The organism is Arthrobacter sp. M2012083, from assembly GCF_000281065.1.
In the GTDB taxonomy this organism is placed as follows: Bacteria; Actinomycetota; Actinomycetes; order Actinomycetales; family Micrococcaceae; genus Arthrobacter.
Window position 1 is genome coordinate 67,788 of the sequence record NZ_AKKK01000029.1, and the last position, 26,484, is coordinate 94,271.

The window sequence follows — 26,484 nt, forward strand, 5'->3', positions numbered from 1 at the left end:
CTCTTAGGGCTGGACCTCAGCAGGTCCGTAGCAACCCGCAGAGAAGCCCGCCGGTTTGTGTGGGACTGGGCGTGGGACTCGGGGTCGGACTGGGCGTGGCAGTCGCCGTCGAGGTTGGGGTCGCCGTCGCCGTTGGTGACGGGGTAGCGGTGGCCGTTGGAGTGGCTGTGGCTGAAGGTGCAGCCTGCTGCTGGGCCGGCGCCGCTGTGGAGTACACCACGTCAACGAAGTAGTTCGTGGCGTTCCAAGAGTTGGCCGGCATCACACCGCCGGATCCGTACCGATAGAGCCCGTTATTCGGGCCGGAGGCGGTGAACACGCCACTGGTCCACGTTTGGTTGAAGAACCCCTGTGTAAAGGAGTACCTGCCGTTGGGCGCCCGGTAAGACACCACATAGGTTTGGCCTGTAGACAAGGCGACCGGGGCGGACAGCGTAGCCGTTTGCCACCCGGTAGCGGTTTCATTCGTGAATGTCACCTGGGCGAGGCGGCTACCCGCAGAATTCCACAGGGATCCGACGTGAGTACCAGTGTTGCCTGTTCCCTTGTAGAAGCGGATGCCGGTTACGCTTCCTGCTTGCGAAACCGTGAAGGCCGTCCCGAGCTCCACCGATTTGGTTTCCGAGGCGGCCGCTACCTGTGGCACCAACGATCCAAAGATCGTTGATTGCTGCATGGTTGGGGCAGCCGTGGTGAATTGCCAATTGCTCGGAGACAGCGTCTGCCCTTGTGGAGTTGCCACACCTGAGACGCTGGCTGAAATCACCGTGCTGGCTGGCAGGGCAGCCGTCGGCGTGAAGGTGATGGTCTTGGCGTCGGCGGACAAGGCAGCCGTCCCGGCCACGGCCGAACCGTTCGCGGTCAAGGTGAACGAGGCACCGGGTTTTATGGCCGTGGAGAACGTGATGGACGGTTTCACGTCAGTCGGAATGGCCGTTGCACCGGGAGCCGGCACTTGCGCCACCACGCTTAACGGCGGTGCCGCTACGGTAAATACCAAATCCACGAGGTAGCTTGCCGTGGATGCGGTGTTTGGGAAATCCCCGCTGTAGGAGTAAGCCCCGGAATCCGGCTCCGTCTTCAGCGGCCCGCTGGTGAAGCCCTCGCCGAATCCCCCGGCGGTGTAGGAGTACTTACCTGTAGGCGTCTTGTAGGCGGCCACGTACTCTGTGTCAGCCTGGATGTTCACCGGTTGGCTGAACGTGGCCGTCTGCCAGCCGGTGCTGGATTCATTGGTGAAGGTGACGGTAGCCAAAACCTGGCCGGCCGCCGTGTACAGGTATCCGGTGTGGGTTCCGGTGTTCCCCGCTGACTTGTAGAAGCGCACGCCGGTTACTTGGCCCGCGGTGTCACTGGAGAACCGGACACCCAAGGTCAAAGGCACTCCATCGTTGACTTCAGCGGTGGTTGGAGTGACCGTGTCCTCGTACAAGGTGCAGGGACACGAACCAGGCGTGCCGGCCGGCGGGACGGTGGTGAACTGCCAGGTACCACCGGACGACATCGGTTGTCCGGACGTCGCCGTCGCAGTCACCGTTGCCGTGTACGTTGTACCGGCCGCCAAAGGGGCCGCCGGAGTGAACGTGACCTTGCGCGTTGCCGTGTCGTAGGCGGTGGTTCCTGAAACTGCAACGCCGGCGGCGGTCTTGAGGGACAGGGTGACGCTTGAGGCAACTGCGGCCTCGGAAAGGACCGCGCTCACAGTCGAGTTCAGTGGGACGCTTGAGGCGTCCGGGATCGGGTTATGGCCGCCGACCGTGAACGGTGGCGCCGACACCATGACCACCACGTCCACCAAGTAGCTGGCGGACGACCGCGAACCAGGGAAATCGCCACTGTACGTGTATGCGCCCGCGTCCGAAACAGTCCTCAGGGGTCCAACGCTCATACCGGACCCAAAGCCGTTGGACGTGGCCGAGTAGGCGCCCGTTGGTGACTTGTAGGACGCAATGTACTCAGTGTTCGCTGCGATTTGGACGGGCTGGCTGAACATTGCAGTCTGCCATCCTGAGCTGCTCTCGTTGGCGAAGGTTACTGTTGCCAACTGCTGGCCCGTGGCCGTGTAGAGAGCGCCCGTGTGCGTGCCCGTGTTGCCGGCTGACTTGTAGAACCGGATGCCCGTGACCTCGCCTGCTGAAACACTCGAGAACCGCACGCCCAAAGTCAGCGGCACGCCATCGCGAATCTCGGCAATCCCTGGCGTGACGCTGTCATCGTAAAGACTGCAGGGGCAGGAACCGGGCACCGGCAACGTGGACGCCGTAGTGAACGTCCAGGTGCCGCCTGAGGTTACCTGGCCGCCTACCGTATCGGTACCGGCAAGAGTTGCCGTGTACTGCGTGCTGAAGGCCAGCTGCGACGTTGGCGTGAACGTGGCGCGGCGGGTAGTAGCGTCGTAAGTCGTGGTGCCGGCCACGGGACCGGCAGCAGAGCGCAACGTCAACTGGACGCTGGCGGCGGTGACGGGCTTGGAGAACACCGCGCTGACCTTCGTGGCGACTGCGACGCTTGACGACGACGGAATCGGGGAATGCCCGGACACCGTCAGCGGAGAGTTGTCAACAGTGCTGAAGATGGCGTCGGCGAAGTAGTTGCCCCCGTTGAAGCTGGCTGTCGGGAAGCTCTGGGAGGTGCTGTAGACCCCGGCCGGTTCGGCGCCAAAGCCCCCAGCAACCGTCAGCGGGGCAGCAGTGGACCCGAAGCTCACCCACTGGAAGTCCTTGGTGGCATAGTGCCCCCGTGGAGCCCAATACGAGACGGTGTACTTTTGCCCGGCGGAGACCGCTACTGGTTGGCTGAACAGCGTGCTCTGCCAGCCGCTGGCAGTCTCGTTGGTGAAGGTGGCTGTGGCCAGGCGCTCGCCGGAGGAGCTCCAGAGTGAGCCCGTATGCGTACCTGTGTTTGCCGTGCTCTTGTAGAAGCGGACGCCGGTGATGAAGCCATCCACGGTGGGAGTGAAGCGAAGTCCCATTTCGTAGGCGCCACCATCACCGGAGTCCTGGATAGCGGGAACCGTCTGGCCAAACACGCTGTACGGTCCGCTCAGTACGAGGTTGCGGGTGGTCGGAGTTCCAATGTTGGCGCTGTCGTCGATCGCCCGAACTTGGATGGACGCAGTCGCCAAGCCCTGCTGTATGTAGCTGTAGGTCCAGTTCTGCTTTCCCACGGCAGGGTGCCACGTGGTGCCGCCGTCCGTGGAAACCTCGACGCCGGCAACCACGCCGCCGGTGTCGGCTGCGGTCCCGCTGACGGTTACCTTGGTGCCGTGGGGGATGGTGGCCCCATCCGCCGGGGTGGTGACAGCAACCGTCGGCGCTGTCCGATCGCTGCTCGCGGCAGCGGCCACGAGGCCCGCAGCCCGCGACGCCGGCTGCGCCCCCATGTCCGCTAGAAGGTTGACTTGGGCTTGGCGCATCCTCGGATCAGCCGGAGCACCGTTGCCGTCGTGTTCCTGATCCAGGCCCCAGGTCCATTGCACGCTGCCGGCTGAGAACACCAAGGCCCCGCTCGCAGCGCGATACAGCGTGACGTTATGGGTGGTGGTTCCCGGCTTCACGGTGTTCCCGTAGTCCTGAAGATACTCGGCTACGCTGCCTACCGTTGTGGACAGGCGGATGAGGCCCGCCGGACGGAACCCGTTGTCGATGTCTTCGTTTGACTCATACCCCACGGTGTGGGGAGCCAGCGCCGCCGACGAGCCTGCCGGCAGGGAAGCCAAGGTGGTATTACGCCATAGCCGGGTCTTCCCTTCTTCGGCGCTGACGGTCACGGGAAGGTCGGAGTAGTTGGACATGTACAGCGTTCCAGTCAGCCCGTTCTCCGGGAGTCCGCCACCGTTGGCCTGTGATGCGAAACGCGGGTCGCGCCACGTGCCTGTCCACTGCGGGCTGGGGTCGATCTTGCCGTTGGACCACGTCTCCTTGTAGGAGGTCAGCGTGCGGCCGGCAGCGCCATCCACGATTGAGGGTTCGAAACGGGTCCTCCAATACATCTCGTTTCCGGAAAGGAACTGCAGGTTGACGCCCGCATCGCGGGCCGCTGCGACGTTGGCTCGCTGTGGGCCGGACCAGTATTCATCGTGTCCCACGGACAGGAACACCTTGTGGTTGAGCAGCAAGCTCCCGCTACGGTCAGTGTCGAGTCCGCTGATGTAGCTGACGTCGTAGCCGTTTTGCTCCAGGAAGCGGACCATCGGGTATTCGTTGGCGAAGTAGAAGTCCCTGCCGTCCGGCCCGCCGCGGCTGTTCATGGGACGGTTGTAACTGATCTTGTAGGCCCTGCCGTTGTCACCGCCCTCATAGAAGCTGGAGCCTCCGTAGGTGTTGTAGGCCTGCCATGTGGTGTCACTGGTTTGGAAAACCACGTCCGAGCGGCTGGCGTCCTGGCGCACAATGAACGTGATGTGGCTTTGGCCTCCGGTATCAGGCCTCGTCAGCAGGGCCACATAAACCCCTGATACTGCCGTTGCCGGTACTTGCCATGTTGCAGACACCCCCCAAGTGCCGCAGTCGTAAAGCTCCGTGGCGAGGTCGCTCCGGCAGGCAGGTTGGTTCTGGCGCAGGACCGATGGCACCACATCCGCGATCTTGCGTGCTCCGTTGCCGCCGTACCAGCCTGTGCGGTAGACCGCTATGGTGTAGCTCGGCGCATTCGTGGCCACCTTGAAGCGGATGGGCTGGCCGGCATTGACGCTGATCTCGGTGGAGAAGCCTTGAATGCTGTCATCCCCGGCTCCAAGAATGTCCCACTCTGACGGTGGGCTGCCCGGTTTGGAGTTCTCGCAAACCACAGGGTTCACCACGGGGTCGCAGGGCCCTGCCGCAACGGCTGCTGGTGCCGTGAGAGGCAGCAGGGCCGCCACCATGGCAAGCACCAAGGGCACAAGAAACCCTTTGAAGACCCGCTGCGGTTGGGTAGCTGAAGGACCGGGCATGAGAACTCCTGGAGTGGTACGCCGATTGCTAAGACGGGGCCACGCATTAAGCGCAGCCCCTGCTTGCCGCTCCCCAGCCAGGGTCAAACCAAGATCTTCAGTTATGGAACTCAGGATTATCACGGATGGATGTTCCGAAGATCGGGACCGGATCCGGCCATGACCGAACAGAAGTTCAAGCCGAAGCCGGATCACAGGAACGAATCCGCTAAGTAACCCTTGGCAGGAGTGTAGGGGCGTGGCCTGCCGCCCGCAAGGGCTTCCGCCTCCGGATCCGTGGATTTCGCACAATCCGCAGTAGATTTAGTGGATACAGACACCCGGGCCACCCAGGAGAACCGAAGCGCCTTGCACTTGAAAAGTTTGACTGTCCGAGGATTCAAGTCGTTTGCGTCGGCCACGACCTTCGACTTTGAGCCGGGCGTCACTGCCGTCGTCGGCCCCAACGGTTCGGGCAAATCCAATGTGGTGGATGCCCTCGCCTGGGTCATGGGAGAGCAGGGCGCGAAAACCCTCCGCGGCGGCAAAATGGAAGACGTCATCTTCGCAGGCACCTCAGGCCGGCCACCGCTGGGCCGAGCCCATGTAGCCCTGACAATCGACAATGCGGACAACGCGCTCCCCATCGAGTACAGCGAAGTCACCATCTCCCGGACCCTCTTCAGGACAGGTGGGTCCGAGTACGCCATCAACGGCGCACCCTGCAGGCTCCTGGACATCCAGGAACTCCTCTCGGATTCCGGCCTCGGCCGCGAAATGCACGTCATTGTTGGACAGGGCCAACTGGACCGCGTACTCCACGCCACCCCCGAGGACCGCCGCGGCTTCATCGAAGAAGCCGCGGGAATCCTTAAGCACCGCCGCCGCAAGGAAAAGACTGTCCGCAAACTCGAAGCCATGCAGGCCAACCTCGCACGGCTCGGTGACCTCACGGCAGAGATACGGCGGCAATTAACCCCCTTGGGCAAGCAGGCAGAAATAGCCCGCCGTGCCCAAACAGTCCAGTTCGATGTTAGGGATGCCCGCGCCCGACTTTTAGCGGACGACCTCGTGAAACTGACCACAACCCTCGAAAAAGACGTGGCCGACGAAGCAGCGCTCAAGGAGCGCCGCCAAGTGGTTGAGGCGGAGCTGGGCGCGGGGAGGCAACGCCAAGCTGCCCTGGAGCAACAGGCCGCCGAAGCAACACCGCGACTCAACGCCGCACGCGACCATTGGTACCAGCTCTCAGCGAACAGGGAACGACTCCGCTCACTCGGATCACTGGCCACCGAGCGCAGGAGGCTCCTGGGATCCTCGGAGGTCATCGCCGACACAGGACGCGACCCCGAGCAACTCGAACGCCAAGCCGCCAGGGTCCGTGAGGAACAGGCCGCACTTGAGCACGACATCCTTGCAAAGCAAGCGGCGCTCCTGGAAGCCACAGTTGCGAAGGACTCGGCCGAAGCGCTCGCAGCCGCGGAGGACAAGCGCTTGACGGCCATGCTGAGGGCAGCCGCCGACCGTCGGGAGGGGCTGGCCAGGCTGGCAGGGCAGGTGGCCGCGGCCAGGTCCCGGGCTGAAGCTGCCGAGGCCGAACGTGGTCGCCTCAGGGAATCTCTTGCTGCCGGTGATGAACGGCGCCGCAAAGCCCAGAGCGAGTTCACTGCCCTCGAGTCGCAAGTGGCGGGCGTTGAAGATGGCGAAGAGAGCCTTGACGCTGACTATGAGGACGCAAATGACGTCTTGGACGCAGTCCTAGCGGAGATCGAGGAACTCAAGGCTTCTGAGCGGGAAGCCGTCCGTGAACGGGACGCGCTGACGGCACGACGCGATGCCCTCCAGCTTGGGCTCAACCGCAAGGACGGGTCCGGAAGTCTGCTCACGGCCGAGGGTGTGCTTGGACCCTTGGCCGCGCTGGTCACCATCGAGCCGGGCTACGAGGCCGCCATAGCTGCTGCCTTGGGTAGTGCCTCCGACGCCTTGGTGGTTGCCGATACGGATAGTGCCGTAGCAGCCATTCGATCGTTGAAGGATAACGACGGCGGACGGGCAGCACTGCTTCCAGCAGGCGGTAACGCCGCCGGTGAAGATGACGGCCCAAACCCCGTGCTTCCCCGAGGTAGCCGCTGGGCAGCGGATGTTGTCAAGATTGCTGATCCCGCTGCCCAAAGGGCGTTCGGGCTCCTGGCCCGGACCGCCGTCGTCCATGACCTGGAAGCGGCGGCAGCCTTTATCCGGGAACATCCTGACCTCAGGGCCGTCACGCGGGAAGGTGACATCCTGACCTCCCTGACCATCACAGGAGGATCGGCCAACGCGCCGTCGCTGCTTGAGGTCCAGGCAGCAGTTGACGACGCCGTGGCCCGGCTTCAGGAGGTCACGGCCCGTCTGGAACGTGGACGCTTCGCCTTGGCCGGGGCGCAATCCCGCCGCGCTGAGGCTCAGGACCGCGCCGACGCCGCATTGGAGAGGCTGCACGAATCGGACGCCCGACTCGCGGCGGTAGCTGAGCGCTTGGGCCACCTCAATTCGGTTCTTCGCAGTGCTGTTGGCGAAAGCGAACGGCTCGCAGCTTCCATGGCCAAGGCTGAAGCCAACATCGCCGAAGCTCAACTGGACCTTGAAGTTGCGGCGGAGCGCCTCGCCGCAGCCCAGGAGGCTCCGGACGAGGAACCGTCCACTGACCAACGGGACGAACTCGCCGCGAAGGCCAGAACGGCACGGTCACTGGAAACGGAGGCCCGCCTCGCCCTCCGCACATCCGAGGAGCAGTTGGGGTCCATCAGTAACAGGGCCGCATCGCTTGAACGGGCAGCAGCGACCGAACGTCGCGCCCGTGAAGAAGCCGCTCGTCGTGCTCAACGCCGACGCGCCCAGGCTCAGCGTGCCGCGGCAGTCGCGTCAGCAGTGGAGCAGACCCTCCGGTTCATCGATATTTCGGTGGATGTGGCGGGCTATGATCGTGACCTTGCCGAGCAAAAGCGGGAGCAGCTGGAGAAGGAACTCGCCGAGGTCCGCGCCGGTAACGATGCCTTGGCCCGGGAGCTTGCCCAGCTTACCGACTCCGTTCACCGGGACGAGATGGCACGGACACAGCAGCGGCTCCGCATTGAGGCCTTGGAGACGCGGTCCATCGAAGAACTGGGCCTTTCCGCTGAGCAGCTCATCGCAGATTACGGTCCCGATCGACCGGTTCCCATGCCTCCTGGAACCACCACCGATAAGTGGGCCGAACTGCGGGCGCCCGTCGATGAGAACGGCGAAGCCATCATTGAGGGAGTTCCGTTCGTCCGGACGGAACAGGAGAAGAGGCTGAAGAAGGCCGAGCGGGAACTCGCAGCGCTGGGCAAAGTGAACCCCCTCGCGCTGGAAGAGTTCGCCGCCCTGGAAGAACGGCATCAGTTCCTTAGCTCGCAACTCGAGGACCTCAAATCCAGCCGGAAAGACCTCCTGGACATCATCAAAGAGGTGGACAACCGTGTCCAGCAGGTATTCACAGAGGCTTTTGCTGATACCTCAGCCCAGTTCGACCACGTCTTTGCCCGGCTTTTTCCCGGTGGTGAGGGCAGGCTGGTGCTTACGGATCCCGATGACATGCTCACCACCGGAATCGAAGTAGAGGCCCGGCCCGCGGGCAAGAAAATCAAGAGGCTTTCGCTCCTCTCCGGCGGAGAGCGTTCACTCACGGCAGTGGCGCTGCTGGTGGCCATCTTCAAGGCACGGCCCTCACCGTTCTATGTCATGGACGAAGTGGAGGCCGCGCTGGACGATACCAACCTGGGCAGGCTCATCACCATCTTCGAGGAACTGCGCGAGTCCAGCCAGTTGATCGTGATCACCCACCAGAAGCGCACCATGGAAGTGGCGGACGCGCTTTACGGAGTCACTATGAGGGGCGACGGCGTCTCTACCGTCATCAGCCAGAGGCTCGGTGCCGGGGCATAGCTTTATGAGAAGGTAGGGGAGTGAACGATTTCCTACCCATAATTCTGTCCATTCTCGCTGCGCTCGTAGTGGTCGGCGGACTCGTGCCGGTACTGATGAAGGCCCGGAAGACCGGCGCCAAGTACCCCGGAACACGCGACGCGAACGACCCCCTTCAGTCATCGGCAGCAGGCGGCGGAACCCTTGTGGAGGACCGCCCGGATGCGGTACAGGCTCCTGCTCCGAGATTCGACGGGACGGTGGAGGACACGGATGTCCCGGATGATGCAGCCGGGCTCGAAACCATCGCCATTGATACTCCGGCGCCGGTGGAAGGCAGGCTCACCCGCCTCCGCGCCCGATTGATCAAGTCCAACAACATCCTGGGCAAGGGCCTCCTGGCTCTGCTGTCGGGCGACAAGATTGATGAAAACGTCTGGGACGAGGTGGAAGAGACCCTCCTCCTGGCCGATCTTGGCACCGAACCCACCCTGCAGCTGGTCGATGCCCTGCGTGAGCGCGTCAAGGTGCTGGGCACGCGCAGCCCCGAGGACGTCAAGGCGATGCTGCGTGAGGAGCTCATCAAACTGGTTGATCCATCCATGGACCGCTCCTTGAACGTCGAGCGCAAGGCTGACCGTCCCGCCGTCGTGCTTGTTGTTGGTGTGAACGGCGTTGGCAAGACCACCACAGTGGGCAAGCTGGCACGTGTGCTGGTGGCCGAAGACAAGGACGTCCTGTTGGGTGCCGCTGATACTTTCCGGGCAGCTGCTGCGGAGCAGTTGGCCACGTGGGGACAGCGCGTGGGCGTGCCCACCGTCAAGTCCGACATTGACGGCGCCGATCCCGCCTCCGTGGCCTACGAAGCTGTAAAGGCCGGCATCGATCAGGAAGTCGATGTGGTCATGGTAGACACCGCGGGACGCCTGCAGAACAAGACCGGCCTCATGGATGAGCTCGGCAAGGTCAAGCGCGTTATTGAGAAGCTGGCCGAAGTTGATGAGGTTCTCTTGGTCCTCGACGCCACCACCGGACAGAACGGCCTCAACCAGGCCCGCGTCTTCGCCGAGGTAGTGAACATCACGGGCATCGTGCTGACCAAGCTGGATGGAACCGCCAAGGGTGGCATCGTCGTGGCCATCCAAAAGTCACTGGGCGTTCCGGTGAAGCTCATTGGCTTGGGTGAAGGCCCGGACGACCTCGCACCGTTTGACGCTGAAAGCTTTGTGGACGCACTGCTCAACTAGCGTCGTCCCCGGAGGGGGAGTGCTTCGAGGGTTCGCGTGCAGGCAGCCATGCCACTGCGGTGAGGAGGAGCACGCCTCCGGTGATGCCAAACGCCCACCCGTAGCCGAGGCGGTCAGCGAGCAAGCCGGCAACGATCGGACCGACAATCGCGCCCGTGTCGGCCGCCATCTGGAAGATGGCGAGTACTTTCCCTCCCGAGCGTCCGCGGCCGATGACATCCGCGACGGCCGCTTGTTGCGCCGGGCCCAGCAAGCCAGAGCCGAATCCCGCCACCGCGCTCGCGATGAGGAAGGCGGCCAGGTCGGTGGTGAGTCCGATGACGCCGGTGGCTGCGCCGGTGATCAGCAGGCCTGGAATGAGCAGTGGCTTACGTCCCCAGGCATCGGCGAGCCGCCCGCTGAAGGTCAGTGCCAAGGCGTTGCCCACAGCAAAGATAGCCAGAGCCCAAGCAGCGGTCTCGGGCGCTGACTGCAGGACGGCAACGGCGAAGAGCGGGATAGTGGCCATTCGGACGCCGAAAGTCACCCAGCCGTTGCCGAAGCTGGAAAATACCGCGGCCCGGTAGGCGGAGTCTGCCAAGGCTTCCTTGAGCGTCATGGCCGGGGCAGGGGTGGCGTCCTCGGCCGCGTGGCCTTCCCCGCTGAGCATGGTGCGCACCACCAAGGCGGCCACCAGAAGCGCTCCTGCGTACGCAAGGAACGGTACCCGGAGGCCGAAGCCTGCCAGCAAACCTCCCACGACGGGACCCAGGACACTTCCGATCAGGAATGCGGAGGCGTAAGCGCCTGACACGCGGCCCCGACGCTCGGGCGGTGCGAGACGGATGAGCAGTCCCATGGCGGCAACGGTGAACATCACAGAGCCGGCCCCTCCGAGGCCGCGGAAGATCAGTAGTTGCCAATAGTCCTGGGCAAAAGCGCATGCCGCGGTGGAGACAGCCACGATCAACAAACCGGTGACGTAGACGTTCCGCTCACCGAACCGTCCAATCAAGGCGCCTCCGGCCGGAGCGAAGACCAGCCGCATGAACGCGAAGATGCTGACAATCACGGCGGCGGCCGTGGCCCCGACATCGAACGTCGTAGCGAACTGCGGCAGAACCGGGGCCACCAAGCCAAATCCCAGCGCGATCAGGAACGCCGCGACCAACATCACCTTGATATCGCGCGGAAGGGGAGTTTTCTCCGGCCTGATCCTTGGGGCTTTGACGGATCTGGGCGACTCGGTCATACGGTGCTGGTCCTTCTGGTGGGATTTCTGGGGCTGCTGAGGTGTATGTGGCCGGAAACCGGGTATTTCCTGTGAAGTCCGACGCCTGAAACATATCCGTAACATCAGGGATATGCACCATTTACGTTGGGGAGGTTGTTGTAACGAGCCCGCAATGTAAAACCTGCGCAGGTGAAACACGGCGGCACAAAACTCTTAAGCAGGACGCAAACGGCGTCAGGACAGCGGTTGAACCGCAGATCTAGCAAGAGAGGAACGTGCACCATGGAACTTACCGCAGGTCACGTATGGGTCATGGTGGCGGCGGCGCTTGTGCTGTTCATGACACCTGGTCTGGCATTTTTCTACGGCGGCATGACACGCGCCAAGGCAGCCCTGAACATGATGATGATGAGCTTCATCTCCATCGGCATCGTGGGAGTCGTCTGGGTGCTGTGGGGCGCTTCGATGAGCTCCGGCGAAGGTTTCATGCAGATTGTGGGCAACCCGTTTGCTACCTTCGGCCTCGAAGGCATTGACACCCCGGATGGCTTGATCAAGGTAGGTTACGCCTCCACCTTCGCCATCATCACCGTCGCCCTCATCAGTGGCGCGATCGCCGACCGCGCCAAGTTCGGAGCCTGGAGCATCTTCGTTCCGGTATGGGTCACCCTGGTTTACTGCCCGCTCGCCTACATGGTCTGGGGCGGTGGACTCTTCGGTCCGGAAGGCGCGATCGGCAAGGCCCTCGGCCCGGCCATCGACTTCGCCGGAGGTACCGTAGTCCACATCAACGCAGGCGTAGCAGCCCTGGTTCTGGTCCTCATCATTGGTAACCGCCGCGGTTTCGGCAAGGACCCGAACCACCGCCCCCACAACATCCCGTTCGTGATGCTCGGTGCTGCAATCCTTTGGTTCGGCTGGTTCGGCTTCAACGGCGGTGCAGCAACTACCGCGGAACAGGGCGGCCTGATCTGGATCAACACCTTGGCAGCTCCCGCAGCCGCCATGATCGGCTGGCTCATCACCGAGCGCATTCGTGACGGTCACCCGACCTCGCTCGGTGCAGCCTCGGGCGTGGTTGCCGGATTGGTAGCCATCACCCCGGCTTGTGCAAACGTCAGCCCCGTCGGTGCCCTCGGCCTTGGCGTAGTTGCCGGTGTAGCGTCCGCCTTGGCAGTAGGCCTCAAGTTCCGTTGGGGATTCGATGATTCGCTGGACGTTGTAGGCGTGCACCTGGTCTCCGGCATCATCGGTACCGTGGCACTGGGCTTCATCGCCCTCCCCACCGACGGCGTCGGTGGCGGCCTCTTCTACGGTGGCGGCATGGCCCAGATGTGGGCACAGCTCGCGGCAGCCGGTATCGCCATCGCTTTCTCGGCCATCATGACGGCCATCATCGCCTTCGCCATCCACAAGACCATGGGCTTCCGGGTCTCCACGGAGCAGGAGAACGTAGGTGTAGACCTCAGCCTCCACGCTGAGACGGCTTACGAGTTCGGCGTCAACGGCCACGGTGGCAGCTTCCAGCCGCTGCACGAGGCAATGACAGGAAAGTCCGACTCAGCAGCAGCCAAGACCCCCGCAGAGGGTAAGGAGAGTGTCCAGGCATGAAGCTCATCACAGCGATCGTCCGACCCGAAAAGCTTGAAGCAGTCCGGGAAGGCCTCGAAGCATACGGGGTCCAGGGCCTGACGGTCAGCGCGGCCAGCGGCTACGGCCGTCAGCGCGGCTACACCGAGGTGTACCGCGGAGCAGAATACAACGTGGACCTGCTCCCGAAGATCCGCATCGAGGTCCTTGCCACGGATGAGCAGGCAGACGACATCCTGGATGTCCTCATCGCCAGCTCAAACACCGGCCGCGCCGGAGACGGCAAGGTGTGGACCGTGGATGTCTACGAAGCAGTCCGGGTCAGGACCGGGGAGCGCGGCGCAGCCGCAATCTAAGTCCTCCACTCAACATAAAGCGGGCCGGGTACCAATCAAGGTACCCGGCCCGCTTGCGGTGTAGGCGGCGGCTCTAATTCACACGCTTTTAGTGCTCGACGACGGTGGGCCAGTTCGCGGGCCCGGCGCTGCCGGCGTCGTACTCCTCCAGCGGGACCTCGCCGCCCTCCCAGGCGCGAAGAACAGGTTCGATGATCCGCCAGCAGTCCTCAGCTGTATCGCCCCGAACGGACAACAAAGGGTCGCCGTTCAGGATGCCTTCCAGCACTTCTCCATAAGGCAGCATCCCGGCGGCGTTGAGCTGGGCCACCAAACTAGCGCGGTCCAGAGTGAAGATGTCGCCGGGTCCGTTCACGTCTACGTCGAGTTGGAGCACGTCCGGACCGAAGCCGATCCGCAGTTGGTTGGGGGAGTCAACGCCCGAAAACCCCTTGGGCAGGTGGGGGACCGGACGGAAGGTGATGACGGCTTCCTTGCGGCGGCGGCCCATGGCCTTGCCCGAGCGGAGGATGAACGGGACTCCCTTCCAACGCCAGTTGTCGATGTCCACGCGGACCTCTGCAAGGGTTTCAGTATTGCGGGCCGGCTCGACGCCGTCCTCGGCAGCGTAATCCGGTACCGTTCGTTCTCCGAGGATTCCCGCGGTGTATCGGGCGCGGCGTGTGGAATCGGTGTACGGCGCTTTGATGGTGCTGGCTCGCAGGACCGTCGCCACGGCGTCACGCAGGTCCCTTTCCTCGATGGTGGCCGGAGCGTCGATGGCCAGGAAAGCCATGATGTGCAGGAGGTGGCTCTGGATCATGTCGCGGAGCGCCCCGGCGGTGTCGTAGTACCGGGCGCGGCCCTCAAGTGCCAGGTCCTCGTCAAAGATGACCTCTACTTTTTCGATGTGATCGCGGTTCCACACCGGTTCCAGGAACGTGTTGGCGAAACGGAGACCAAGGATGTTCAGCACCGTGGCTTTGCCCAGGAAATGGTCCACGCGGTGGATGTGGTCCTCGGGCACCAGTGCGGCCAGCGTCTTGTTCAGCTCATGCGCAGATTCTGTTCCCGAGCCGAATGGCTTCTCCATCACCAAGCGTGTTCCCGCTGGCAGCTGATCCTCATGGAGAACCTCGCAGGCCTTTTGGCTGATGTGGGGCGGCAGGGCGAAGTAGATGGCTACCGGGCCTTCCAACCTGGCCAGCAGCTCCGCCAAAGGCCCGTCTGCCGTGACGTCCAGCTGGTGGTATTCGGTTGTTGCGGCTACAGCAGCGAGAGCAGCGCGCCCTTCTTCATCGGCTGCATCCAACGCCGCAGCAAAGGCGCCATGGACCCGTTCCTGCCACTGTTCAGGGGACCAAGGGTCAGAACCCGCTCCCACCAGTCGAAGCCCGGGTGCCCGGCCGGAAGCCAGGAGCCCGGCAAGTCCGGGCAAGAGCAGCCTGCCTGTCAGGTCCCCGGACGCGCCGAGGATGAGCAACGTTTTTACAGTTGTTTTGCTGGTCACTGTGCCAGCATGCCATCTTGCAGGTGCGACTTGGTACCCTAGATAGTCGAGTCCCGTACTTGAGACATATTTGCCGGGGCAAGAATCGTCAAGACTATGGCGTGCCGCATTGGCCGCCATTCGTAGACCATCGAAAGAAGTGCACGGCGCGTGTTCAATTCACTCTCTGACCGGTTGACAGCAACCTTCAAGAACCTTCGTGGCAAGGGCCGCCTCACCGAGGCTGATGTCGATGCCACCGTTCGCGAGATTCGCCGTGCCTTGTTGGATGCGGACGTTGCCGTATCCGTGGTCCGCGAGTTCACTGGCCGTATCCGCGAGCGAGCTTTGGGCGCCGAAGTCTCGGGAGCACTGAACCCGAGCCAACAGATCGTGAAGATCGTCAACGAGGAACTCAAGGAGATCCTTGGTGGCGAAACCCGCCGCATCCGCTTGGCCAAGACCGGCCCCACCATCATCATGCTTGCCGGCCTCCAGGGTGCCGGTAAGACCACCCTCGCCGGCAAGCTGTCCAAGTGGCTCAAGGCCCAGGGCCATAGCCCCATGCTGGTCGCTTGTGACCTTCAGCGACCCAATGCAGTGACCCAGCTCCAGGTTGTTGGTCAGCGCGCGGGCGTCCCCGTGTTCGCTCCGCACCCCGGTGCTACGTCCGAGCTCGAGCACCCTGCCGGTGACCCGGTCGCCGTAGCCAAGGCCGGCGTCGAGGAAGCGCGCCAGAAGCTGCACGACGTCGTGATTGTTGACACCGCCGGCCGCCTTGGCGTCGACGCCGAGATGATGGATCAGGCCCGCCGCATCCGCCAGGCGATCATCCCCAACGAAGTCCTTTTCGTCATCGACTCAATGATCGGCCAGGATGCCGTCAACACGGCGATGGCGTTTGATAAAGGCGTCAACTTCACGGGTATCGTGCTCTCCAAGCTCGACGGCGACGCCCGCGGTGGTGCCGCGCTTTCAGTGGCGTCCGTGACCGGCAAGCCGGTGATGTTCGCGTCCACGGGTGAAGGCCTGGACGATTTCGAGCTGTTCCACCCTGACCGCATGGCCTCCCGCATCCTGGACATGGGTGACGTCCTCACCCTGATCGAACAGGCTGAGAAGGCGTGGGACAAGGATGAAGCCGCCCGGATGGCGAAGAAGTTCGCTGACCAGGAAGACTTCACCCTGGACGACTTCCTCGCCCAGATGCAGCAGATCCGCAACATGGGCTCCATGAAGAAGATGCTCATGATGATGCCGGGTGCGCAAAATATCCGTCAGCAACTGGAAAACTTCGACGAAAAAGAGATCGACCGCGTCGAGGCGATCGTCCGCTCCATGACTCCGCACGAGCGTGTGGCTCCGAAGATCATCAATGGTTCCCGCCGCGCCCGTATCGCCAGGGGTTCCGGTGTGCACGTATCCGAGGTCAATGGCCTGCTGGAGCGGTTCGCCCAGGCCCAGAAGATGATGAAGAAGCTCGCTCAGGGCGGTGGCATGCCGGGTATGCCCGGGATGCCTGGCCTTGGGGGCCCCGGCGGTGGACGCAAGGGAGGCAAGAGCGCCCCCAAGAAGAAGGCGCGCTCGGGCAACCCTGCCAAGGCAGCCCAGGAGCTGAGGGATGCCGAAGCCAAGCGGGCGAACGCAGCCTCCGCGGCCCCCACAGGCGCAGCTTTCGGCCAAGGCGCGGCAGACTTCGATCCCTCGTCGCTCAACCTCCCCAAGGGCTTCGACAAGTTCCTGGGCAAGTAGTCCGTGGCTGACACCCCAACCGCGCCGCAGTTGGGATGTCGGAGCCGTGGAATAGGCTGAACCAATGCATAAGCAGCGCGTAGTCTTCGTCCACGGCCTGGGAAGTTTTGGTGCTGCGGCATGGCCGAAGCAGCATGGCATGGCCCTTGCTTATGACGCACTCTTCCTTCGGCGGCATGGCTTTGACGCTATGGCCGAACCGGTGGAATCCAACGTGGCGGCCGACGTCGCCATACTGATCAATGCGTTGGGCGATTCCGGCGGCGGTCACATCGTTGCCCATGAACAAGGCGCAATCTCCGCCATGCTGGCAGCCGTCGAGCGCCCGGATCTGGTGCACTCACTCTGTTTGGTAGAGCCTTCCTGTTTGTCCCTGACCGCTGAACTTCCGGCGACCGCTTCCTACCGGGCCCTGATGGAACCGCTGTTCGACGTGCGATACCAGCTGAACGACGCCGATTACCAGCGTGAGTTTTACCGGCGTGCTTTTTCTGCCGAGACCGGCGGACTGGACACTCCGGAGGCGCGGCGGTCAGCACGAAGGCTCAGGCTCCAAGCACCGCCATGGGAGGCCCCGCTTCACATTGTGCCGGGCGTTCCCACGCTGGTACTTACGGGCGGTTGGGAGCCCTTGTACGAGGAAATCGCCGGCTATCTCCAGGAGACCGGCGCCCTACGCCGCGTGGCAGCGGGTGGACACCGGCCCCAGGATTCCGTTGATGGCGATCAGGCAATCCGATCATTCATCGTGGACGTCGGACGAGCCATGTCAGCTCAGGCTTCCTGAGCTGCTTCCGCTTCCGCCTAAGTTCGTCGGGACCTGAAGTTCCGGCAGGTAGACCTTTCCACCTGAGGCAAGGAACTCCTCGCTCTTTTCCCGCATCCCGCTGTACATTCCGGCGATCGCGGCCTGCGATTCTGCCGAACCGTACTCGTCACGGATGTCCTGGCTGATGCGCATCGAACAGAACTTGGGGCCGCACATGGAGCAGAAATGGGCGGTCTTAGCGGGTTCGGCGGGCAGGGTTTCGTCGTGGAAGGATTCCGCGGTGACCGGGTCAAGGGACAAAGCGAACTGGTCCCTCCAGCGGAACTCGAAGCGTGCCTTGGAAAGCGCATCATCACGCTCATGGGCTCCCGGATGTCCCTTGGCGAGGTCAGCTGCGTGAGCCGCGATCTTATACGTGATGACGCCCGTTTTGACGTCGTCCTTGTTGGGAAGCCCCAAGTGCTCCTTCGGGGTCACGTAGCAGAGCATCGCGGTGCCGTAGCGCGCAATTTCCGTAGCTCCGATGGCCGAAGTGATGTGGTCATAGCCGGGGGCAATATCGGTAACCAGCGGACCCAGAGTGTAGAACGGCGCCCCCTTGCACAGCTCCTGCTGACGCTCCACATTTTCCCGTACCAGGTGGAAGGGAATGTGCCCGGGTCCCTCTACCATGACCTGGACGTCGAAATCCCATGCCCGCTGCGTCAGCTCCGCGAGCGTATCAAGCTCGGCGAACTGTGCGGCGTCGTTGGCATCCGCGATGGAACCCGGGCGGAGACCGTCACCCAGGGAGAACGCAACATCGTATTTGGCGAAGATTTTGCACAACTCGTCAAAGTGCGTGTAAAGGAAGTTCTCCTGGTGGTGTGCCAGGCACCATCCGGCCATAATCGAACCGCCGCGGGACACGATGCCCGTGACGCGGTTGGCGGTCAAGGGCACGTACCTCAGCAGAACGCCGGCGTGGATGGTCATATAGTCCACGCCCTGCTCGCACTGCTCGATCACGGTATCGCGGAAGATCTCCCACGTCAGCTGGTTGGCCTCCCCGTTCACCTTCTCAAGTGCCTGGTAAATGGGCACTGTTCCGATCGGAACGGGCGAGTTGCGGATGATCCACTCGCGAGTGGTGTGGATGTCATCTCCCGTGGAGAGGTCCATCACCGTGTCCGCGCCCCACTGGGCTGCCCACTGCAGTTTGTCCACTTCCTCTGCGATGGAGCTTGTGACGGCCGAGTTGCCAATGTTGGCGTTGATCTTGACCAGGAATGCCTTGCCGATGATCATCGGCTCGGATTCAGGATGGTTGATGTTGTTAGGGATGATTGCCCTTCCCGCGGCAACTTCGCTGCGGACCAGCTCAACGTCACAGTTCTCCCGCATGGCGACGAACTGCATCTCCTGGGTCACGACGCCTTGTTTCGCATAATGCATCTGCGTGACGGTCCTACCCGCGACGGCGCGGCGCGGCACCGGTTGCGCACCCTTCCACTCTGCTGACGCAGCTCCACGCCGAACCGCGGACTTGCCGTCGTCGAGCAGGTTCCGTTCCCGCCCCGAATATGCCTCCGTGTCTCCGCGGGATTCGATCCATGGTGCACGGAAAGGCTCCAGGCCCACCACGGGATCACTTCCGGGACCCGCTGTTCGGTAAACCTGCAGAGGCTTGTTGGCTTGGCCATTGGGGGAGGGCTCCAAGGCGATTTCCGTGACGGGGACCCGTATGCCGTTTCCTGGACTCTCCAGCCAAGCCAACGAATGGGACTTCAGGGATTGCGTTACGGTTTCCGCCGCATTTTTGCCCGCATTGATGTGGTTTTGGGCAGGGCTGTGCTGTGTTTCTGTGGTGCTCAAGGGAATGCTCACTTCCTTCGCCGGCATTACCCGGACAGGTTCAACGGTCGCAGACTGCGTCAGTCCGATCTCAGCCCCTGCAGGGGCCCCCGTGTGGTCGTAGACGAAGCTACCACAGCTCCCGACGGGCTCCCAGTCACATGAATGGAGCAGGCTCCAACGCACCACCCCCGGCTACGCTTTTGCCATGGCCAACATCATCGAATTCAGCGGACCTGTGCTCGTGTCGGCAGACGAAGAGCGTCATGGGCTGTGGTCCGTAGACGGCATACTGACGTTTGAGCGTCCCATTGCGACGCCGGACAGGGTGTTGGACGGCTGGATCCTGCCCGGTTTCGTTGATGCCCACTGTCACATCGGACTCGGTGTTGGGGGAGCGGTAGACGAACAGGCCACGCTCGCCCAGGCCCAAGCAGACCTCGATGCCGGAACGCTGCTGATCCGCGATTGCGGTTCGCCCGCCGACACTCGCTGGGTGCAGCAACGAACGGACCTGCCGCGACTGATCAGGTCGGGTCGGCATATCGCCCGCAGTCGGCGTTATCTCCGCGGTTTGGGTCATGAAATTGAGCCTCGGGAACTAGTGGAAACAGTCCGGAAGGAAGCCCGCGACGGCGATGGCTGGGTAAAGCTTGTGGGCGACTGGATCGATCGCGGCGTTGGAGACCTCGCTGCCTCGTTCCCCGCGAAGACCGTCAAGGAAGCCATCTCAGCGGCCCACGATGAGGGTGCCAGGGTCACAGCGCATTGTTTCGGCGAGGACACCATCGATGACATGCTGGACGCCAATATCGACTGCATAGAGCACGCCACCGGGCTCCTTCCCCGGCACCTTCCCCGTTTGGTGGAACAGTCAGTGCCCATCGTCCCCACCTTGGTCAACATTGCCACCTTCCCGGATATCGCTGCCCAGGCCGGGCGAAAGTTTCCTGTGTACGCGGACCATATGATGCGTCTTTGGGAGCGTCGTCGGGAGAGGGTGCTGGAGGCCTTCGAAGCGGGGGTTTCCGTCTATGCGGGTACTGACGCCGGCAGCGTGATCAAACACGGCAGGATTGCGGACGAAATCATGGAACTGCACGACGCCGGCCTTCCGCCGGTCGCGGTCTTGCACGCCGCCGCCTGGGGCGCACGCGAGTGGCTGGGAGTCGAGGGCATCAGCGAAGGCGCAAGTGCCGACGTCGTGCTGTGCAGTGACGATCCGCGTCGTCATCCGGGTACCGTCGCGGCTCTTAGGCACGTCGTGCTCAGGGGCAATGTCGTCCGTTAGGAATAAATTGAAGCTTCAAGTAATTTAGAAAGGTAAGAAGGTGCCGATGCGCGGCCACCTCAGAACCGGGAGCTTCACATGACCTCATCATTCAGCCAGGATCTTCTGCCTGCCGAACTCACCATGGGCACTGTCATGCTCAAGGTGGGCGACATGAAGGTCATGAGCGACTACTATCAGCGGGCACTTGGCCTTGAAGTCGTGGCCGAGCAGGACGGCGGGCTCTACCTGGGGCGCGTCGGAAAGCCCGTTGTCCACCTTGCCCCCGCCGCTGGGCTGCAGGTTCCCGGGCGGGGAGAAGCTGGTCTGTTCCACACCGCAATCCTGTTCCAGGACCAGCCATCGCTGGCCGCCACTATTGCTACCGCTGCGGAGTACGAGCCCCGTGCTTTCGCGGGCAGCGCCGACCACTTGGTTAGCGAAGCGTTCTACTTCACCGATCCCGAGGGTAATGGAATTGAGTTGTACTACGACAAGCCGCGTGAGCTCTGGCAGTGGGACGGCAAGAACGTTGTGATGGACAATGTGGCACTACCTCCGCAGCGATTCCTCCAGCAGCACCTGAGTGAAGCTGCCGTGACAGGTCAACGTGAAGCTTCTGCCGGGATCGGGCACGTGCACCTCCAGGTGGGTGACGTAGAAACTGCGCAAAAGTTCTATGTGGAGACCCTCGGCTTTGAGCGCACCGCAGGCTGGCATGGCCAGGCACTGTTCGTTTCCGCCGGGGGCTACCACCATCACATGGCCATGAACGTCTGGAACAGCCGCGGAGCCGGCCCCCGAAAGGACACGCTCGGCCTGGGGGAGGTTCTGATCCACGTCCCCGGCACTGACGACGTCGCAGCGCTGGCCGATCGCTTGAAGGTTGCAGGAGTGCAGAATCATCACACCGGAGCTGAGCTTCAGTTTGAAGACCCTTGGCGGAACAGGCTGCGGGTTGCCGTCCGCTAGCAGGTTGCCGCTTCTCCTGCACTAGGCTGGGCATTGACGGCACGGAGTCATTCGGATCCGTGCCGCCGCCCCGTCAGCACGAAGGAATGAGAGTACTTTCCATGGGCTTTGCCGAAATTTTTGTAGCCACCCACGATGAAGCACTCAAGCGGGCAGCTGCCCTTGAAAAGGGGGCGGAGGTGACCGGCCCCGCCGTGAGGATTGAGGGCATTACCGACTTCGAGGTGGAACAGTTGGGCGACCTCGCGGGACAAGCTGTCCACGCCGCCGGAGCTGACTACGAGCTTGCTTTGGTTGATGTCACCAGTGATGCCCTCCTGGGTGTCCCTGAAGCCATGGTGCGGGCACTTGCCGAATTGCTCACCTATGAAAGCGAAGGTGACGCGAACGTCCTCGATGACGTTGCTGCTGCCTGGGCCGCGCAGGACGATATGCCGTTCGATGCAGCCCGGTCGCGCCAGTATGTCCAGCAGTTGGCAGCGCTCGCCACGGACGTTGAGAAGGCCGAGCGTTCCGGACTCTTCGTCTGGTCTGAATGAGGCACTGACCGGGACCGGCGCGGCGCGTTTTTGGCCCGGTAGTGGCCAAGAACACACCGCTCGCGGTGGGCTAAGTCGTATTTGCTCCGGGCATCTGGCACAATAGACAGGTACTCGATCGGTGCGGCCCCTCTCTCCGTGCTCGTATCTTGTCCTTCGAACCGTCAAGTATGGCCCGCCCCACGGGTGCAAAACGTCGGGTTCACCTCGTTTCAGAAACAGGAGTGACCACAAAAGTGGCCGTAAAGATTCGCCTTAAGCGCTTCGGTAAGATGCGCGCACCGTACTACCGCATTGTCGTCATGGATGCCCGCGCCAAGCGCGATGGCCGTGCCATTGAAGAAATCGGCAAGTACCACCCCACCGAAGAGCCGTCATACATCGAGGTCGCTTCCGAGCGCGCCCAGTACTGGCTTTCCGTTGGTGCCCAGCCCACCGAGCAGGTTGCCGCGATCCTCAAGATCACCGGTGACTGGCAGAAGTTCAAGGGCCTGCCGGGCCAGGAAGGCACCCTGAAGACCAAAGCTCCGAAGGAAGCCTTCGTAGCACCGGAGAAGGGTTCCGTCATCATTCCGGAAGCCATCACCAAGAAGGCCAAGAAGGACGAAGCCGAAGCTCCGGCCGAGGCTGAAGCAGAGACCACCGAGGCTGAGTAAGTTGCTGGCAGAAGCGCTCGAGCACTTGGTCCGTGGGATCGTTGACAGTCCTGAGGATGTCAAGGTCAGTGCCAAGAACAACCGCCGCGGGGAATCCCTCGAGGTGCGCGTTCACCAGGAAGACCTCGGACGGGTGATCGGCCGTCAGGGACGCACCGCACGCGCATTGCGCACTGTGGTTGCAGCCTTGGCTGGTGGCGAGCAGGTCAGGGTCGACGTTGTCGACACCGACCGTCGCCGGTAACGCGCTCAGCACTATTTGTCTTAGATCCGGCCCCTTCACCGAATATGGTGGAGGGGCCGGATTGCTTTATCCACATTTTCCTGTCCGTCGCCGCCCGGTGGTGCGGGCACTACAAGAATTCAGAGGAACCCATGCAGCTCCAGGTGGCCCGGATCGGCAAACCCCATGGCATCCGCGGCGAGGTTACGGTGCAGGTACTCACCGATGCCCCCGCCGAGCGCTTCGTCGCGGGAACGGAGTTCGTCGTAGAGCCCGCCTCCGCCGGACCTTTGACCATCCGCAGCGCCAGGTGGAACAAGGACATCCTCCTGCTTGGCTTCGAAGAAATCGCCGACCGTAATGCCGCCGAGGTCATCCGTGGAGCGAAGCTCTTCATCGAAACCGAGGAACTCGACGATGAAGATGATGACGAGGGCTGGTACGAGCACGAGCTCGTTGGTTTGGAGGCCCGGGTCGGCCAGCGAGTGGTAGGCAAGGTTGCCGCCCTCACCACACTGCCGGTCCAGGATCTGTTGACGGTCAAGGACGACGACGGCAAGGAAATCCTGGTTCCCTTCGTCGAGGAAATTGTTCCGGAGGTCAACGTCGAGGGTGGATACATCCTTATCACTCCGCCAACGGGGCTCTTCGAGATCAACGACGAGACCCCCAAGGAGCCCGCGGACGAGGCCGGGGATGATGCTGAATGAGGATCGACGTCGTCAGCATTTTTCCTGAGTACCTCGCACCGCTGGAGCTCTCACTCATAGGCAAGGCCCGCCAGGACGGGTTGTTGGAGCTCAACGTCCTCGATCTGCGCACCTTCACCACGGACAAGCACCGGACCGTGGACGACACGCCATATGGTGGCGGCGCTGGAATGGTCATGAAGCCGGAGCCATGGGCGCAGGCGCTCGAATCGGTTGCCGCCGCCCGCGAAGGCTCCAAGCCGGTGCTGATTGTCCCTTCGCCGGCGGGGGAGAAGTTCAACCAGGCCTTGGCTTATGAGCTAGCCGAAGAAGACCAGCTGGTCTTCGCCTGCGGGCGCTACGAAGGCATCGACGAACGCGTCATCGATTGGGCGCAGGAGCATTTCACGGTCCGGCCCGTAAGCCTCGGTGACTACGTCCTCAACGGCGGAGAAGTGGCCGTGTTGGCCATGGTCGAGGCCATTGGCCGCCTCCTTCCCGGTGTAGTTGGCAACCCCGAGTCCTTGGTAGAGGAATCCCACTCCGATGGCCTCCTGGAGTATCCCGTGTACACCAAGCCGTCGGCGTGGCGGGAACACGATGTCCCTCCGATCCTCCTCAGCGGTAACCACGGCAAGATTGCACAGTGGCGGCGCCACGAGCAGTTCCGCCGGACGGCTGAGCGCCGGCCTGATCTTATGGAGGGGTTCGACGCCGGTGTGTTGAGTCGCGCGGACCGCAAGGCCCTCGCGGACCTCGGGTACGACGTCGTTGACGGCCGCCTCCGTGCCAGGCCGGGCGGCAACGCCGAAAACTAGGTCCACTTCCCGCCGTCGAACGTTGCGGAAGCCGTGGCAGTTGGCCGGATGGTGACGACTATGGCAGAATTAACCCTTGTGTCTGCTGGGCTGACACCTGCCACAGGGGGAGTTCAGCCAACAGTCGGACAACCCGGCGACGCCAATCAGTGGCGGAGCTGGACACTAAGAAACTTCGGCGGAGATTTCCGGTTGCTTTCATGCCCGGGCTTGTCTGCCGTAACCCAAAGTGAATGACCTGTGGCGTTCACCAGGAGTGGATTAATGCATATCCTCGATAGCGTAGATGCAGCCTCGCTGCGTAACGATGTTCCCGAGTTCCGCGCGGGTGACACCCTCAAGGTTCACGTCAACATCATCGAAGGCAAGAACTCCCGTGTCCAGGTATTCCAGGGCTTCGTCCTGGGCCGCCAGGGCGACGGCGTTCGCGAAACCTTCACCGTGCGCAAGGTTTCCTTCGGTGTCGGCGTAGAGCGTACCTTCCCGGTGCACTCCCCGATCATCGACAAGATCGAGGTCGTCACCAAGGGTGACGTCCGCCGCGCGAAGCTTTACTACATGCGTGCACTGCGCGGTAAGGCTGCGAAGATCAAGGAAAAGCGCGACTTCGCCAAGTAAGTCCTGCGACTTACGCAACGGGTCCAGGATTCGTGCCCGGTAGTTCCGGAGCAATCCGCAACGCAACAGGGATACGAGTCATGGACACATCAGAACGCCAGCCCCGTAAACAGGGCTGGCGTTTTGTTTTACTGGCACTGGTGCTGGCCGTCGCGATCAGCGGCTTGGTCCGATCCTTGTGGCTGGATGTCTACTACATTCCGTCCGAATCCATGGAGCCCCTCCTGGTTGAAGGGGACAGGATCCTGGTCTCGCGGACGGCGTTCAACTCCGAGCCGATTCAGCGCGGGGACGTTGTGGTCTTCGATGGCCGCGGTTCGTTCGCACCCTTGAGCAGCGGTCAGGGCCCGTTCGTTGACGCGGTGTCGGCCGCAAGCCAATGGTTCGGGCTGACCGGCAGTGACACGACATACGTCAAGCGGGTTGTGGGGGTCGGGGGCGACCACGTCAAGTGCTGTGACACCGCAGGCCTTCTCACGGTGAATGGTCAGATTCTTGAGGAACCATATCTTTATCCCGGGGATGAACCCAGCAAGCAGAAATTCGACGTCGTAGTTCCTGAGGGCCGTCTATGGCTCATGGGTGACCACCGTTCGCGTTCTGCCGACTCCCGTGGGTTATTGGGAGCGCCGGGTGGCGGCATGGTCCCGGTCGATCGTGTTATCGGGCGACCGGTCCGGATTGTTTGGCCACTTGATAGATTTGCAGAGATGCCTCGCTCAGCGCAGGCCGAAACATCATCGAAGAACGGACAGTAAATGCCGGACAAAGCTCCTGAGAATCCCGAGCGGTACGACGACGACGCCCGGCTCTCGGATGGAACGGCAAGTGCCGCCGGTGTGGCTGAGCCGCGCCAGGGTGGCGGCGTCACATCGGGCTCGCGCGATGCCGTGGACGAGCCCCGTTCCCGCGATTCTGAAGGCGGCTCCCACGCTGCAGAGAAGCCGCGCAAAAACCCGGTGCTCGTGTGGGCCAAGGAGATTGTCACTGTGGTGGCGATTGCGCTGGTGCTGTCCTTCCTTCTCAAGACTTTCCTGTTCAGGGCGTTTTACATTCCTTCCGAGTCCATGGAAAGCACTTTGGACGTCAACGATCGCATCTTCATCAATCTTTTGGTTCCTGGGCCATTCGATCTTGAGCGCGGTGACGTCGTGGTCTTCAAGGATGCTCAGGCTTGGTTGCCGCCAGTGGCCAAGAAGCCGGCCGGACCCATGGACTGGGTGGGAGACGGTCTGGAGTTCGTAGGTTTGGCTCCTGATGACAATGAGCAACACCTGGTTAAGCGCATCATCGGACTTCCGGGGGACAGGGTCTCCTGTTGTGATGCAGAGGGCCGTCTTTCGATCAACGGGGTTCCAGTCAACGAGACGTACATCAACCCGGCAGAAGTGCCTTCGCCCACGACGTTCGACATCGTTGTTCCGGAAGGAAAGGTCTGGGTGATGGGCGATAACCGAAACCACTCAGAGGACTCCCGGGCGCACCAGGAAGTCAATGGTGGTTTCATTAACATTGAGGACGTTGAAGGCAAGGCCACCGTCATCGCTTGGCCGATCAACCGCTGGACCATCCTCGATAACTATCAGGACGTTTTCCGTGACGTCCCTGAAGGCACCTCGTCAAAGTAAGGCA

General features: G+C 62.5%; 20 protein-coding genes and 1 riboswitch. Of the genes, 16 read left to right on the plus strand and 4 right to left on the minus strand.

Annotated elements, in window-relative coordinates; all coding sequences use genetic code 11:
- Positions 1-16: 16 nt before the first annotated feature.
- Positions 17-4,933: a DUF4082 domain-containing protein gene (locus A477_RS0114210; RefSeq protein ID WP_017199634.1), complete on the minus strand. Its 4,917-nt coding sequence runs from the start codon at positions 4,931-4,933 to the stop codon at positions 17-19.
- A gap of 348 nt (positions 4,934-5,281) precedes the next feature.
- On the opposite strand from A477_RS0114210, the gene smc reads away from it, so the two are divergent.
- On the plus strand, positions 5,282-8,860 hold the full coding sequence (smc, locus tag A477_RS0114220) for a chromosome segregation protein SMC (RefSeq protein ID WP_026005629.1): 3,579 nt from the start codon (positions 5,282-5,284) through the stop codon (positions 8,858-8,860).
- A gap of 20 nt (positions 8,861-8,880) precedes the next feature.
- The gene (gene ftsY / locus A477_RS0114225) at positions 8,881-10,086 is read left to right on the plus strand and encodes a signal recognition particle-docking protein FtsY (RefSeq protein WP_017199636.1); all 1,206 of its coding nucleotides are present in this window, start codon (positions 8,881-8,883) and stop codon (positions 10,084-10,086) included.
- Here the strand turns inward: ftsY and A477_RS0114230 are convergent.
- The gene (locus tag A477_RS0114230; protein ID WP_017199637.1) at positions 10,079-11,317 is read right to left on the minus strand and encodes an MFS transporter; all 1,239 of its coding nucleotides are present in this window, start codon (positions 11,315-11,317) and stop codon (positions 10,079-10,081) included. The two genes, ftsY and A477_RS0114230, sit on opposite strands and share 8 nt — an antisense overlap.
- Before the next feature lie 264 nt (positions 11,318-11,581).
- Here A477_RS0114230 and A477_RS0114235 point away from each other — a divergent pair, with 264 nt between their 5' ends.
- Positions 11,582-12,910: an ammonium transporter gene (locus tag A477_RS0114235; RefSeq protein ID WP_017199638.1), complete on the plus strand. Its 1,329-nt coding sequence runs from the start codon at positions 11,582-11,584 to the stop codon at positions 12,908-12,910.
- Complete coding sequence (locus A477_RS0114240; protein WP_017199639.1) at positions 12,907-13,245, plus strand: P-II family nitrogen regulator; 339 nt, start codon at positions 12,907-12,909, stop codon at positions 13,243-13,245. Before A477_RS0114235 ends, A477_RS0114240 begins: the two co-directional genes overlap by 4 nt.
- Positions 13,246-13,333: 88 nt before the next feature.
- Here the strand turns inward: A477_RS0114240 and A477_RS0114245 are convergent, their stop codons facing one another.
- Positions 13,334-14,854 (minus strand): glucose-6-phosphate dehydrogenase, encoded by a 1,521-nt coding sequence (locus tag A477_RS0114245; protein WP_017199640.1) that lies wholly within the window; start codon positions 14,852-14,854, stop codon positions 13,334-13,336.
- Between the two features lie 30 nt (positions 14,855-14,884).
- On the opposite strand from A477_RS0114245, the gene ffh reads away from it, so the two are divergent.
- The gene (ffh, locus tag A477_RS0114250) at positions 14,885-16,465 is read left to right on the plus strand and encodes a signal recognition particle protein (RefSeq protein WP_017199641.1); all 1,581 of its coding nucleotides are present in this window, start codon (positions 14,885-14,887) and stop codon (positions 16,463-16,465) included.
- 64 nt (positions 16,466-16,529) lie between these two features.
- On the plus strand, positions 16,530-17,252 hold the full coding sequence (locus A477_RS0114255; protein WP_017199642.1) for an alpha/beta hydrolase: 723 nt from the start codon (positions 16,530-16,532) through the stop codon (positions 17,250-17,252).
- Here the strand turns inward: A477_RS0114255 and thiC are convergent.
- Positions 17,235-19,088, minus strand: coding sequence for a phosphomethylpyrimidine synthase ThiC (gene thiC, locus A477_RS0114260; RefSeq protein ID WP_044568886.1), 1,854 nt, complete (start codon positions 19,086-19,088; stop codon positions 17,235-17,237). The genes A477_RS0114255 and thiC overlap by 18 nt on opposite strands.
- A riboswitch (TPP riboswitch) is annotated at positions 19,084-19,191 on the minus strand. Its footprint overlaps the gene before it by 5 nt.
- 84 nt (positions 19,192-19,275) lie before the next feature.
- Between thiC and A477_RS0114265 the strand changes: the two genes are divergently transcribed.
- The 10 genes from A477_RS0114265 (at position 19,276) to lepB (A477_RS0114310) (ending at position 26,480) form a co-directional block, all read left to right on the plus strand.
- Complete coding sequence (locus A477_RS0114265; protein WP_017199644.1) at positions 19,276-20,358, plus strand: amidohydrolase family protein; 1,083 nt, start codon at positions 19,276-19,278, stop codon at positions 20,356-20,358.
- 78 nt (positions 20,359-20,436) lie between these two features.
- Positions 20,437-21,309, plus strand: coding sequence for a VOC family protein (locus tag A477_RS0114270; RefSeq protein WP_017199645.1), 873 nt, complete (start codon positions 20,437-20,439; stop codon positions 21,307-21,309).
- 86 nt (positions 21,310-21,395) lie between these two features.
- A complete protein-coding gene (locus A477_RS0114275; protein ID WP_017199646.1) occupies positions 21,396-21,848 on the plus strand; it encodes a hypothetical protein in 453 nt (150 codons plus the stop codon).
- Between the two features lie 236 nt (positions 21,849-22,084).
- A complete protein-coding gene (gene rpsP / locus A477_RS0114280) occupies positions 22,085-22,504 on the plus strand; it encodes a 30S ribosomal protein S16 (RefSeq protein ID WP_017199647.1) in 420 nt (139 codons plus the stop codon).
- A 1-nt stretch (position 22,505) separates the two neighbouring features.
- Positions 22,506-22,748, plus strand: coding sequence for an RNA-binding protein (locus A477_RS0114285; RefSeq protein ID WP_011775119.1), 243 nt, complete (start codon positions 22,506-22,508; stop codon positions 22,746-22,748).
- A 131-nt stretch (positions 22,749-22,879) separates the two neighbouring features.
- Complete coding sequence (gene rimM / locus A477_RS0114290) at positions 22,880-23,437, plus strand: ribosome maturation factor RimM (RefSeq protein WP_026005631.1); 558 nt, start codon at positions 22,880-22,882, stop codon at positions 23,435-23,437.
- Complete coding sequence (gene trmD, locus A477_RS0114295; RefSeq protein WP_017199649.1) at positions 23,434-24,234, plus strand: tRNA (guanosine(37)-N1)-methyltransferase TrmD; 801 nt, start codon at positions 23,434-23,436, stop codon at positions 24,232-24,234. The genes rimM and trmD overlap by 4 nt, the downstream gene beginning before the upstream one ends.
- Positions 24,235-24,498: 264 nt before the next feature.
- The gene (rplS, locus tag A477_RS0114300; protein WP_014922079.1) at positions 24,499-24,852 is read left to right on the plus strand and encodes a 50S ribosomal protein L19; all 354 of its coding nucleotides are present in this window, start codon (positions 24,499-24,501) and stop codon (positions 24,850-24,852) included.
- An 80-nt stretch (positions 24,853-24,932) separates the two neighbouring features.
- Positions 24,933-25,610: a signal peptidase I gene (gene lepB / locus A477_RS0114305; protein WP_017199650.1), complete on the plus strand. Its 678-nt coding sequence runs from the start codon at positions 24,933-24,935 to the stop codon at positions 25,608-25,610.
- A complete protein-coding gene (gene lepB / locus A477_RS0114310; RefSeq protein ID WP_017199651.1) occupies positions 25,611-26,480 on the plus strand; it encodes a signal peptidase I in 870 nt (289 codons plus the stop codon). It begins immediately after the preceding gene.
- The last annotated feature ends 4 nt before the right edge of the window (positions 26,481-26,484 follow it).